This window comes from Streptomyces sp. SID8352 (assembly GCF_009862265.1).
In the GTDB taxonomy this organism is placed as follows: Bacteria; Actinomycetota; Actinomycetes; order Streptomycetales; family Streptomycetaceae; genus Streptomyces.
On the sequence record NZ_WWGX01000006.1, the window covers coordinates 296,122 to 308,441 of the forward strand.

10 protein-coding genes are annotated in these 12,320 nt (G+C 75.8%); 5 read left to right on the forward strand and 5 right to left on the reverse strand.

Annotated features, from left to right (window positions below; all coding sequences use genetic code 11):
* Positions 1 to 3: 3 nt before the first annotated feature.
* The 4 genes from GTY84_RS02465 to GTY84_RS02480 form a co-directional block, all read right to left on the reverse strand.
* Positions 4 to 1,629 carry a class I adenylate-forming enzyme family protein gene (locus tag GTY84_RS02465; RefSeq protein ID WP_161224341.1) on the reverse strand — a complete coding sequence of 542 codons (1,626 nt, stop codon included), beginning with the start codon at positions 1,627 to 1,629 and terminating at the stop codon, positions 4 to 6.
* Complete coding sequence (locus GTY84_RS02470; RefSeq protein WP_161224342.1) at positions 1,626 to 2,978, reverse strand: NAD(P)/FAD-dependent oxidoreductase; 1,353 nt, start codon at positions 2,976 to 2,978, stop codon at positions 1,626 to 1,628. Before GTY84_RS02470 ends, GTY84_RS02465 begins: the two co-directional genes overlap by 4 nt.
* Positions 2,979 to 3,058: 80 nt before the next feature.
* Positions 3,059 to 4,267, reverse strand: coding sequence for a DegT/DnrJ/EryC1/StrS family aminotransferase (locus tag GTY84_RS02475; RefSeq protein WP_161224343.1), 1,209 nt, complete (start codon positions 4,265 to 4,267; stop codon positions 3,059 to 3,061).
* Entirely contained in the window at positions 4,264 to 5,421 is a 1,158-nt protein-coding gene (locus tag GTY84_RS02480; protein ID WP_161224345.1) for a DegT/DnrJ/EryC1/StrS family aminotransferase, read from the reverse strand. Before GTY84_RS02480 ends, GTY84_RS02475 begins: the two co-directional genes overlap by 4 nt.
* Before the next feature lie 314 nt (positions 5,422 to 5,735).
* Between GTY84_RS02480 and GTY84_RS02485 the strand changes: the two genes are divergently transcribed.
* Genes GTY84_RS02485 through GTY84_RS02510 form a run of 5 tightly spaced genes read left to right on the forward strand, consistent with a single transcriptional unit; the run spans position 5,736 to position 11,538 of the window.
* Positions 5,736 to 6,755, forward strand: coding sequence for a Gfo/Idh/MocA family oxidoreductase (locus tag GTY84_RS02485; RefSeq protein WP_161224346.1), 1,020 nt, complete (start codon positions 5,736 to 5,738; stop codon positions 6,753 to 6,755).
* On the forward strand, positions 6,742 to 9,000 hold the full coding sequence (locus GTY84_RS33330) for a M20/M25/M40 family metallo-hydrolase (RefSeq protein WP_345943315.1): 2,259 nt from the start codon (positions 6,742 to 6,744) through the stop codon (positions 8,998 to 9,000). The genes GTY84_RS02485 and GTY84_RS33330 overlap by 14 nt, the downstream gene beginning before the upstream one ends.
* The gene (locus tag GTY84_RS02500) at positions 8,997 to 10,115 is read left to right on the forward strand and encodes an Ldh family oxidoreductase (protein ID WP_161224473.1); all 1,119 of its coding nucleotides are present in this window, start codon (positions 8,997 to 8,999) and stop codon (positions 10,113 to 10,115) included. Before GTY84_RS33330 ends, GTY84_RS02500 begins: the two co-directional genes overlap by 4 nt.
* A complete protein-coding gene (locus GTY84_RS02505; protein WP_161224474.1) occupies positions 10,112 to 11,077 on the forward strand; it encodes a Gfo/Idh/MocA family oxidoreductase in 966 nt (321 codons plus the stop codon). Before GTY84_RS02500 ends, GTY84_RS02505 begins: the two co-directional genes overlap by 4 nt.
* On the forward strand, positions 11,074 to 11,538 hold the full coding sequence (locus GTY84_RS02510; RefSeq protein WP_161224347.1) for a hypothetical protein: 465 nt from the start codon (positions 11,074 to 11,076) through the stop codon (positions 11,536 to 11,538). Before GTY84_RS02505 ends, GTY84_RS02510 begins: the two co-directional genes overlap by 4 nt.
* A 155-nt stretch (positions 11,539 to 11,693) precedes the next feature.
* Here the strand turns inward: GTY84_RS02510 and GTY84_RS02515 are convergent, their stop codons facing one another.
* On the reverse strand, positions 11,694 to 12,236 hold the full coding sequence (locus GTY84_RS02515; protein ID WP_237531970.1) for an EF-hand domain-containing protein: 543 nt from the start codon (positions 12,234 to 12,236) through the stop codon (positions 11,694 to 11,696).
* Positions 12,237 to 12,320 lie beyond the last annotated feature (84 nt).

The window sequence follows — 12,320 nt, forward strand, 5'->3', positions numbered from 1 at the left end:
CGCTCAGGTCCAGCGGCCGGTGCCGCAGGTCGCGGCCTCGCCGGTGAGCTGCTGGAGCAGGGCCGTGCGCCGGACCTTGCCGGTGCCGGTACGGGGCACCTCGTCCCAGGTGAGCACCACCGGCTCGGCCAGCGGGGGCAGTTCGCGCACCGCCCGGTGCCAGCGGCCGGGGTCGAGCCGGCCGTCCTCGGTGACCACGACCGGCAGCGGCCAGTCGTCGGGGCGGCTGAGGACGACGCACTCCAGGGCCTCCGGCACCCGCTCCTCCAGGGTGTCCTCGGTGTGCAGGCAGCTCAGCCCGGGGGAGTGGTCGACCTCGCGGTCCAGCAGCCGGACGGCGCCGTCCCGGGCGACCGACCCGATGTCGCCGGTGCTCCACCAGCCGCCGTGCCGCTTGGCGTCCCAGCGGTCGGGCTCGCCCACGTAACCGGGCGCGATGGCGCCGGTCCGGCACAGGACGAGCCCCGGCTCCCCCGCCGGTACCCGGCGCAGGGTGAGCGGGTCGACCACCTTGAGCCGGGTCCGGAAGGGCACCGGACGGCCCAGCTCGCGCATCCGGGTCGTACCGTCGGCGGAGCGGGCCACCGAGCGGCGGGTGTGGAAGGCGAAGGTGAGGGGACCCGTCTCGGTCTGGCCCCAGCCCTGCATCCACAGCGCCCGGCGGTGCCCGCTCGCGGCCAGGTAGGAGCGGACGACGGGCGGGTGCACGGCGTCGTAGGTGCTGATGAAGGTGCGCACGTCCCGGAACGGGTTGTCCAGCCGCCGGGTGAGCGGCCGCAGCCGCACGTACCGGGCGGGCAGCGCCTCGACCACGGTGGGCGGATGGGCCCGCAGCAGCAGGTCGGTCCGGTCGGGCCGGTCCTCGGCGGCGATGCTGATGTGCCGGGGGGCGAGCACCGGCGCCACATGGGTCCAGCAGAAGGTGCGGCCGTGGGCGTAGGAGCTGGCGTTGAAGAGGCTGTCGTCGCGCCGGACGGCGAGCCGGGGGATGGGCAGGGTCTCGAAGCGGGCGAGGCCGTTGATGATGGTGCGGGTGGTGTGGCAGACCAGTTTCGGGGTGCCGGTGGTGCCACTGGTGTGGATGATGACCAGCGGTTCGTCGTCGGCACGGCGGTGCGGACCGGGGTCGGGGCATCCCCGCAGGTCGTCCAGGCGCAGGGTGCCGGGGGGAAGCCCGCCGTCCCGGTCGAGGACCACGGTCGTGCCGCCCTCCTCCGTCAGTCCCTCGGTGGTGCGGCCGTCGGCCGTCAGCCGGTCGAGGACATCGAGGTCGGTCACCAGGACGTGGGGCGCGGCGCGGCGCAGCAGGAGGCGCAGGGAGCCGGCCGGGAGGTGGCCGGAGATCTTGACGGGGACGGCGCCGGTGCGGATCGCGGCGCAGGCGATGAGGTCGTAGTCCCAGTGGTTGGCCTTGGCGATGGCGACCCGCCTGGCCCGGCCCGCCCCGGCGGCGGCGAGGGCGCCCGCGATCTCGGCGACGAGCGCGGCGAGTCCGGGCACCGTCCACTCCGTCGGGGAGCCGGACGCACCGCCGCGCGCGGCGTCGAGGGGCCGGTCGAGGTGGAAGCGGGTGGTGACACCCCGCGCGGCGAGGTCGTCGAAGAGGGCACCCGGGTCCTGCGGCTTCATGCGGCGGTCTCCTCGGAGGGGGCGTGAGGGGTGTGCGCGGCCAGGCGGGCCAGGACGCGGGAGGCGGCGAGCGCGCCCGAGCGGGCGGCGCCCTCGCTGGAGGGGCGGGCGGCGACCCAGTCCCCGGCGTACTCCACGCACCGCGCGGGCCGGTCCAGGAAGGCGCCGCGCCGGGTGAGCGCGTGGGGGGTCAGCTCGGGCATCGCCTCGGCCCAGTGGTGCACATGGGTGGCGACGAGCGCGTCCCGCAGCCCCGGCACATAGCGTTCGGCGGCCCGGGTCATGAAGCGCACGGCGGTCGCCGGGTCGGCGGCGGCGAGTTCGGGGACCCGGCGGGGCGAGGCCAGCAGGCTGACCAGACCGCGCCCTGCGGGCGCCCGGTCGGGGCACTTGAGGTGGTCGGCGATGACGCAGGACAGCAGTGGCTCCTCGTCCTCCGGGGTGAGCAGGACGTAGTTGCCGCCGCGCGGGGCGAGCGGCCGGTCCAGGGCGCAGCTGATCTTGAACATGGGCCGATAGGAGGAGGCGGCCAGATAGCCGGCCGCCTCGGGGGCCGGGTCCGGCTGGAGCCGCAGCGCGGCGGGCGCCGGAAGGGCCAGCACTACCGCCCGTGCCGTCAGCGGGGTGCCGCCGACGGTGAGCCGGGCGTGCGTGCCGTGGTCGGTGACCTCCTCGGCCCGTGCGCCGTAGCGGACGTCGAGGGGTTCCGCGAGGCGCCGGGCGAGCAGGTCCATGCCGCCCCGGTAGACCCGCCAGGAGGAGACCGGCCCGACCGCGAGCAGCAGGGCGACCAGGGGCGAGGCGGCGCTGCGTTCCGGGTCCCAGCCGAAGAAGGCCGAGGACAGCGGCTGGAGCAGATGGTCGTAGAGGTCGGGGTGGTAGCGGCGGGCCATGGCGGCGATGGTGTCCGTGCCGAGCGGGGTGTCCTCGGCGTGGTCGTGGTCCAGTCCGGCGCGGTGCCGTTCGCCCCAGGCGAGGAACCGGGCCAGCGACGGACGGGCGGTGGGGGACAGCCCCGCGCCGGTGAGCACCGCGCGGGGGTCGCCCACCCCGTTGTGCGGGCGTCCCGCCCGCCACATCGCCATGGGGCGGCCGATGCGGGGCACGTCGGCGGGGCCCAGCCCCGCGCGGCGCAGCAACTGCCAGGTGGCCCGGTATCCGCGGGCCGAGATCTGCTCGGCGCCGGTGTCCATCAGATAGCCGTCACCGCGGAGGCTGCGCATGCGCCCGCCGGGGCCGGCGGCGGCTTCGAAGACCCTTACCTCATGGCCGTGGCGGCGCAGTTCGTGGGCCGCCGCGAGGCCCGCCAGTCCGGCGCCGACGACGGCGATGTCGAGATCAGTGGACACGGGGCGGCTCCGGGCGGGGCGACGGTGCGGGGCGTGGACGGGCGGGGCGGAGGGGGACGGCGGGGTCCGCGCCCCCGGGGTCAGCCGGTGCGCAGCGCATGGGCGCGGACGGTGTCGGCGACGTGCTCGACCTGGGTGTCGGTGAGCATGTGGTGGACCGGCAGCGACAGGTGGCGGCGCGCGGCCCGCAGGGCGTGCGGCCAGGGGAAGCCGTTCGTCCGCCCGGCGGGGGCGTCCTTCGGGCCCCGCGGGCGGCCGGTCGCGGGCGGCGCGGCGAAGGGGGCGAAGGCGGCCTGCTCGGGCAGGAGCCGGGGGTAGTAGACGTGGGTGTGCACGCCGTGCGCGGTGAGGTGTTCGCGCAGCGCGTCCCGGTCGTCGGCGAGGAGTGTGTACACGTAGTAGCAGCGGCCGTCGGTGCCGGCCGGGGGCGTGGTGATGCCCGGCAGCCCGGTGAGCCGCTCGGTGTAGTGGGAGGCGATGGCGGCGCGGCGGGCCAGCCGCGCGGACAGCCCCGGCAGCCGGTGCGACTGGACGGCGGCCTGGATCTCGTCGAAGCGGCTGTTGTGGCCGACGAGGTGGTGGAGGAAGCGGTGGCGGCCGTCCTGCCCGTGGTTGCGCAGCATCCGGACCCGCTGGGCGGTCTCCTCGTCGTCGGTGACGACGGCTCCGCCCTCGCCGGGCATGCCGAACGACTTGACCTGTACGAACGAGTAGACGCCCGCGTCGCCCCACAGCCCCGCAGGGCGTCCGGCCAGGGTCGCGCCCTGGGCCACGGCGGAGTCCTCCACCAGGCGCAGGCCGTACTCGGCGGCCAGGGTGTTGAAGGCGGGCATGTCCGCCATCACCGAGAACATGTGGGCGGGCATCACGGCCCGGGTCCGGCCGGTGACCCGGCGGCGCGCGTCGGCGGGGTCCATGGTGAGGGTGTGCGGGTCGATGTCGGCGAAGACGGGCATGGCCCCCGTGTGCAGTACTGCGGCGGCGAGCGGCGCGCAGCCGAAGGCGGGGACGACCACCTCGTCGCCCGGCCCGGTGCCGAGGGCGGTCAGCACCAGTTGGAGGGCGCCGGTGCCGGAGGCGCAGGTGACCACGTCGGCGGCGCCGAGCCGCCGGGCCAGCTCGGTCTCGAAGCGGCGGGTGTGCTCGCCGAGGATGAACTTCTGCTCCTCCCCGGTGCCCAGCTCGTACAGGAGCCGCAGCACGGTGTCCCGGTCCTCCTCGAAGAGGTCGGGGGGGAAGAACGGGACGGGGGCGGTGACGGGGGACGGGCGCCCGGTGGCGGGGGTCATGCGGACACCTTCCGCGTGAGGAACTCTTCCACGGCGTCGCAGACGCGGTCCGCCTGCTCGTCGGTGAGGTCCGGGTAGAGCGGCAGCGCGAGGGCGCGCACGGCGGCCGCCTCGGCGGCCGGGAAGTCCCCGGGGCGGTGTCCGAGCCGGGCGAAGCAGGGCTGGAGGTGCAGGGGCCGCGGATAGTAGACCTCGGTGCCGATGCCCCCGGCGGCGAGGTGGCCGGCCAGGGCGTCCCGGTGGTCGGCCTCGATCAGGTAGACGTAGAACACCTCGTCGGGGGCGCCGGTGAGCCGGGGCAGCCGGGTGATCCCCGGGAGGCCGCGCAGCCGCCGGTCGTAGCGGGCGGCGAGGTCGGCGCGGCGGCGGATGTCCCCGTCGAGGACGGTGAGCCTGGCCAGCAGGATCGCGGCCTGCAGGTCGTCCATCTTGCTGTTGTGCCCGGGGAGCACGCTCTCGTGGGAGATGCCCGGGAAGTGGCCGAGGGTGCGGCCGGTGCGGCCGTGGTGGCGCAGCGCCGCGACCCGTTCGGCGATCCCGGGGTCGTCGGTGAGCACCGCTCCGGCGTCGCCGAGCGCCCCCAGCGTCTTGCCCGGGAAGAAGGACAGCACCCCGCCCCGCCCGTGCAGCCCGGCGTGGACGCCGGCCTGGCGCATGCCGATGCCCTCCGCGCTGTCCTCGACCAGCTCCAGCCCCCGCGCGGAGGCGAAGGCGGTGAGCGCCGCCATGTCGGCCATCCGGGAGAAGAGGTGCACCGGCATCACGAACCGGGTGCCGTCCAGCGCCCCGTCCGGCACCCGGGCGGGATCGAGCGCGTAGCTGTCCGGATCGATGTCCGCGAAGACGGGCTCACCGCCCGCGTGCACGACGGAGGTCGCGGTGGCGACGAAGGAGTAGGCCGGGACCAGGACGCGGTCGCCCGGCCGCAGTCCGCAGGCCTTGAGGAGCAGGACGAGGGCGTCGGTCCCGCTGTTCACGCCGATGACGTGCCGGGCGCCCGTGTAGGCGGCGAGGGCCTGTTCGAGTGCCCGCACACGGGTCGAGTGGGAGAATTTTCCGTCTTCGAATACCTCTTCCACCTGTGACCGAATGTCCGGCCAGATCCGTTCGAACGTCCTGGCCTGGCTGAAAAAGGGAACGGTTAATCGCGTCACGCGGAAACAATTCCTCTCGGCCGACCGGGCGCCGACGCCGCGATGGACGGGTCTCTACCCGCCCCGGCTCCGGCGCCACCTGCGGCAACGACAGAGAAACGACAGAAATGCGACAGAAAATGGGGACGGCGCGGCCCCATCGCCGAACGCCTCCCGAGTGGCTGCCCGAGAACGTAACAGCCGTCAGAAGCAAGTCTCAAATGACTGGAGGAACTTCATACCTTCCGGTGACAACCCCCGGAAATTTCTTGACCGGTGTCACGCGGAGCGGCGAGATTCGCTGCTGCCCGCACCGTTCAGCCGGAGGGAACGCCATGAGACAGCCCCTGATCATCGGACTGGGACGCTCCGGATCCGGACTCCACGTGCGGGCCCTGCGCACCGCCCGCGCAGCCGCCCCCGACCTCTGGGACGGCCCGATCGTCGCCGTCGACCCCCGCCCCGGCGCGGGCGGCCCCGGCGCCGACGGCGTCGCCCGGACCCGCACCCTCGACCAGGCCCGTCCGCTGCTCACCCCGGACACCACCGTCGCCCACGTCTGCACCCCGCCCGACACCCGACCCGCCGTCATCGCCGACCTCGCGGCCCGCGGATTCCGCGATCTCGTCGTGGAGAAGCCGCTCGCCGCAGACGCCGCCCAACTCGCCGCCGTGGAACGGCTGCGCGAACACCACGACCTGCGCATCACCGTCGTCGCCCCCTGGCCCGCCGGGGAACTCGCCCGCAGACTCCGCCGCCTGATCGCCACCGGCCAGCACGGCCGGCTGCTGCGCATCGAGGCGGCCCAGCACAAACCCCGCTTCCAGTGCTCACTGCGCCCCGGCGACGGCCACCCCACCGCCTTCGAGGTGGAGATGCCGCACTCCCTCGGCCTCGTCCTCGACCTCGCCGGACCCGCCACCGTGACCGGCGCCCGCCTCACCGACCTGCGCTGCGGAGAAACGGTACGTCCCCATATGGGCTCCGCCCGGATCGACCTGCGCCACACCAGCGGCGTCCACACCCGGATCGTCTCCGACCTCGCCGCCCCCGTCCGCGAGCGCAGCGTCACCCTGTTCCTCGAACACGGCACCGTCGTCGCCCACTTCCCGCTCGCCGCCGACGACGACCACGCCCAGCTCATCACCGGCGAACGGCGCGACGTCTTCCGCGACGACGCCCTCGCCGCCTTCATGACCCGCGCCTACGACCGCTACGCCACCGTCGCCCCCCACCACCCCTCCTGGAAGTCCGGCTTCGACCTGCACGCCGACGTCGTCCGCCTGCTCGACACGGCCAAGACCCGGTGCGGTGCCCACCGGGGTGAGGAGGAGGCCCCCCGTGCCGCCGTATGACAGCCTCGCCGCCCGCGTCACCGGCATCGGGGACGAGGCCGCCCCCGATCTGGCCGGCCAGATCGGGACCGCCCTCCAACTCGGCTGGACCGCGCTGGAACTGCGCACCGTCGACGGCACCGCGCTGGCCGACCTCGGCACCGGCGCCGTCCACACCCTGGCCGACCGGCTGCACGCGGCCGGACTCGGCGTGGTCTGCCTCGACTCCCGCATCGCCAACTGGGCACGCCCCGTGACCGGCGACCCCGCCGCCGACCTCAGCGAACTCGAACGGCTCGCGGCCCACGGCCGCGTCCTGGGCTGCCGCAGCGTACGCGTCATGTCCTGGCCCAACGACGGCCTCACCGAGGACGCCTGGGCCCGCGAGGTGATCACCCGCATGCGCCACCTGGCCCGCCGCGCCGAGGACCTCGGCCTCGAACTGCTCCACGAGAACTGCGCCGGCTGGGCCGCCGCCAGCGCCACCCGCGCCCTGCGCCTCCTCGACGAGGTGGACAGCCCCGCCCTGCGCCTCCTCTTCGACACCGGCAACGGCATCGCCCACGGATACGACGCCGTCTCCCTGCTCACCCCCCTGCTGCCGCACGTCGCCCACGTCCATGTCAAGGACGGGGTCCCCGGCCCGGGCCCCGGGGAGGCCGTGTACACCCTGCCCGGCGACGGCACCGCCCGCGTCGCCGACTGCCTGCGCCTCCTGGAGGACCACGGCTACCGGGGCGCCTACTCCCTCGAACCCCACCTCGCCGTCCTGCCCCACGAAGGACTGCGCCGCCAGGGCGTGGACGCCCGCGACCTGTTCGTCCGCGCCGCCCGGCGTCTGGCCGACCTCCCCCTCGGCCCCCGTCCCGGCACGGCCCCGGCCGACGCATCCCGCTCCCACCGGGGCACGGCCCCGGCCGCCGTCCCCCGCCCCCGGCCGCCCGCCGTCGACACCGGACTGCTGCTCCACCTGCTGCACACCCCCACCGCCGGGCCCCTGGAGACCGGCCCCGGCGCCCCCCATGCGCTGCGCGCCGCCCAGCACGCCTACGCCACCGCCGCCGCCCGCCTCGGCCTGCGCACCCTCTCCCACCGCCCGGCCCACCCCGGGGAGGTGCTCCGGGAGGACACCCCCGTCCGGGTCCGCGAGGCCGTCACCGCCGACCCGGAATTCCTCACCGCCCAGCCCAGCCTGCTGCTGCGCCTCGGGCCCGAACGGCCCCGCGACCGCACGGTGATGTTCAACGTCCACCTCGACACCGTCGCCGGGGGACCCGCCCCCGCCTTCGACGGCTCCCGGTTCACCGGCCGCGGGGCCGTCGACGCCAAGGGACCCGCCGTCGCCCTCCTGGCGGGCATCGCGCGGGCAGCCGCCGACCACCCCGCCGTCGGCCGCGACATCTCCGTCCTCGTCCAGGCCGTCGCCGGGGAGGAAGGCGGCGCGCTCGGCACCTTCGGCACCCGGCCGCTGACCGAGGCCGGGCACATCGGCCGGGTCAACGTCTTCTGCGAACCCACCGGGCTGCACCACCTGCCCCGGGCCACCGCCTCCTCCACCGCCCGGATCACGGTCGACGGCGACGACGCCGTCGACGACCGGCCCGGGGCGGGCCACAACGCCACCCTGCTCCTCGGCTTCCTCGCCCAGCACCTCGCCACCGCCCTCGCCCCGCCCTCCCCGCACGCCCCGCCGGTCACCCTCTGCCTCGCCGGGCTGCACACCGGCACCCTCCACAACAAGGTCCACGGCACCGGCGCCCTCGCCCTCAACCTCGCCCACACCCGGGCCCAGGACGGCGCCGCCGCCGAACGCGCCGTCGCCCGCGCGCTCGACGAGGGGCTGCGGGAGTTCACCGCCCGCTACCGGGACGTCCCGCTGTTCGCCCGCACCGCCGCCGACGCCGCCCGCATCACCCGCCTGGACTGGGACAAGCGCGGCATGCCCGCCCTCGGCGCCCAGCCCGCCTGGGGCGACGCGCTGATGGAACGGGCCGGCATCCCGCGTCGGCCCGCCGACGCCCCCGCCTTCACCTGCGACGCCATCTGGCTGCACGCCGCCGCCGGCACCTACACCACCGTCCTCGGACCCGGCTCGCTGGACACCCACCACGCCCACGCCGAGGGCGAGTTCGTCGAGCTGGCCGAGCTGGAGGCGTTCGCCTCCCAGGTCGCCGCGCTGCTGGCCGCCTTCGCCTCCGAAGCCACCACGGCCACCACGGCCTCCGGCCCCACCCCGATACGCACCGAGAAGGCAGGAACCGCATGACAGTCGCACCGCCCTCCGCCGACCGCCGCGAGGAGGTGAGGGTCCCCTACACCATCCTGCTCTCCGAGACGGCCGCCTGCTTCGCCCGCCTCGGGGTCCCCGCCGAGCGGGCCCGCCTCGCCGCCGAGGCCCTGTGCTACGGCGACCTGACCGGCATGGACTCGCACGGCGTCTTCAACCTGGCCCGCCTGTACGTCCCCCTGCTGGAGTCGGGGCGTGCCGACCCGGCGGCGGAGCCCACCACCCTGCGCGACCTCGGCGCCTGCGTCCTCGTCGACCACCGCCGGGCCCTGGGCCTGTGGGCCGCCTCCCAGGCCGTGGACCTCGCCGCCCGGCGCGCGGCCGACCACGGCATCGGCCTGGTCACGGTGCGCGGCGCCACCCACTTCGGCTGCGCCGGGGCGCACGCGCTGCGCGCCGCCGCCCAGGGCATGATCGGAGTGGTGGCCTCCAACTGCGGCGGCCAGCGCATCGCCCGCCCGCCGCACGGCGCCGCCGCGCTGCTCGGCACCAATCCGCTCAGCGTGGCCGCGCCCGCGGTGGAGGGCCGTCCCTTCGTCCTGGACATGAGCACCACCGTCGTCCCCACCGGCAGGGTCCGCACCGCCGCCCGGGACGGACGGCCCGCCCCCGAGGGCTGGCTCACCGACGACACCGGTGGTCCCGTCACCGACCCGGCGGCCTTCGACCGGGGCGAGGCGTGGCTCGGCTGGCTCGGCGGGCGCCCGGAGACCGGCGCCCACAAGGGCTTCGGACTCGGTCTGACCGTGGAACTGCTGGCGGCCCTGCTGCCCGGCGCCGCCACCGGCCCCGCCCGCGCCGCCCTCGACGGCGACGGGCGCCCGGGCGGCACCGACGACGACATCGGCCTCCTCGCCCTGGCCATCGCCCCCGGCGCGCTCCGCGACGGCTTCCCGGCCGACGCGCGGGACCTCTTCGCCACCGTGCTGGACTGCCCACCCCTGCCCGGCCGCGACCGCGTCCGCTACCCGGGCCACCTGGAGGCCGAACGGGCCGCCGGGCGCCGGGTGTCCGGAGTGCCGCTGCCCGCCTCCCTGCACGCCGAGCTGACCGGCCTCGGCCTGGACCTGCCCGTCCTGGAGGCGGCCCGATGACCCCTCCCGCCCCGGGGGCCCGGCCGCGCCGGCTGGGTGTCATCGGCCTCGGAGTGATCTCCCGCTTCTACCTGGCCGCCGCCGAGACCCTGCCCGGCTGGACCCCGGCGGCCGTATGCGACCTGCGGGAGGAGACGCTCGCCGCCCACCGCGGCGGCGCCGCCCGCCACACCGACCACCGGTCCATGCTGGCCCGGGAGGACCTGGACGCCGTGGTCGTCGCCGTGCCCAACCACGCCCACGCCGAGGTCTGCGCCGACGCCCTGCGGGCCGGTGTGCCGGTCTGCGTGGAGAAGCCGCTCGCCCTGAGCCCCCCGGAGGGCGCCGTGCTGGCCGCGCTCTCCCGCGAGCGCGGCGTGCCCCTGTTCACCGCCTTCCACCGCCGCTACAACGACCGCGTGCTCGGCCTGGCCCGCGCCCTTCCGCCGCCCGGGGCGCCCCGGGCCGTGGAGTCGGTGCGGGTGCGGTACCTGGAACGCATCGAGGACCACATCGGCGCCGACACCTGGTACCTGGACCCGGACCGGTGCGGGGGCGGCTGCGTCGCGGACAACGGCCCGAACGCCTTCGACCTCGTACGGCTGTTGCTGGGCGAGCCGTCGCTGACGGTGGTCTCGGCGGAGGTGGCCCGGGAGGACGGCGTGGACCGGCGGGCCGTGATCGGCCTGGAGGCGCAGTCCGGGGCGCGGGCCGGGGTGGAGCTGGACTGGTCGCACCCGGGCGAGGTCAAGGACGTCGCGGTGCGGCTGACGGACGGCACGGTGCTGGAGGCCGACATGCTGGCGGGACGTCCCGGCTTCAAGGAGTCCCTCTGGCACGAGTACGAGGGCGTGCTGCGCGACTTCGCCCGGGTCTGCGACGAGGCGCCCGCGGGGGCGGCGGAGGGCGGTGTGGCCGCTCTGGAACTGGTCGCCGCCTGCTACACGCTCGCCGGGGCGCCGGTGTCCGGGGCGGCGCGATGAGCCCGGGGCCCGCCGCGGCGCCCGCGCCCGCCTCGCTGGACTCCGGGGCGGGTGAGAACGGAGCCAAGCGTGCCGTGCGCGGCGCCCTGGTGAAGGTGCTGCGGCACACCCGGACCGATCGCGGGATGACCCTGGAGCCGTTCGCGAGCCGCTGTGTGCGCCGGGGCGAGGTGCACGAACTGGTCACCACCGACCAGTGGAGCGACGCGCCCGGGGCCCGGGTGGACCGGGTCGGCTTCCTCGGCTTCGCCGAACTGGCTTGCGGGGGCGTGCTCGACCGGGGCGACACCCTGGTCCTCGGCGGTGAACCGGTGGGCACCGTCCTGGGCTTCGACGGCTGCCATCTGCCGAACCACTACAACATCCTGGTCCACACACCGAGGCTGCTGACCGGGCCCTGTCTGTCGCTGGCGCCGGAGACCGCGGTGCTGTTCGCCCCCCGGGCCGTCCCGGGGGAGTGAGGCCGTCCGCGCCGCGGCGGCACCGGACTCCGGGCCGGTGCCGCCGCGGCGCCCGCCCGTGGTGATGCCCCGGTGCCTCTCCGACACGCGTACGCCGACCGGCGGCCCCCTCGGGGGCCGCCGGCCGACGCGCTTGTCCGGCGGAGGGACTCGGCTCAGCCGAGCAGCTCGAACTCCAGCCGCCCGAAGTGGAACTCGCGGATGGCCGCGAGTAGTTCGTCCTCGCTGAGGGTGCCGTTGCCGTCGGCGTCGATCTGGCGGAACGCCTCGGCGGCGGCGGCCTCGTCCAGACCGGCCACGGCACGGAGCCAGCCGGCGAACTCGGAGGCGTCGATGACACCGTCGTCGTTGCGGTCGCACAGGCCGATGATGCCCTTGGCGACGGGGCCGAGGACGGTGTTGAACGCGGCCTCCCCGCCCTGGAACAGTTCACCGGCGGCGGCGTGGAACTGGTCCCGGTTCAGCGGACCCTGCGGGCTGACCCCGGCGCGGTCGGCGAGCGCCTCGAACATGGACTGGAAGGCGTCGCGCAGGGCGGCGCCCCGGGGGGAGTCCGGGGCCTGGCCGAGGGCCGCGGCGATCTCGGCCGCCTCGGCGACGAAGTCCGAGGGCTCCAGGACGCCGTTGCCGTCCTTGTCCCACTTCTCGAAGCGCTTCGACAGACGGGCCTGGGCGGTGTTGTCGGCCACCATGGTCATGTAGGTGTCTCCTTTGTGCGGTGTGGCGCCCGGACCGTTGTCCGGGTGCCGGTTCCCACGGCGGGCGCGTGTTCATCACGCCCG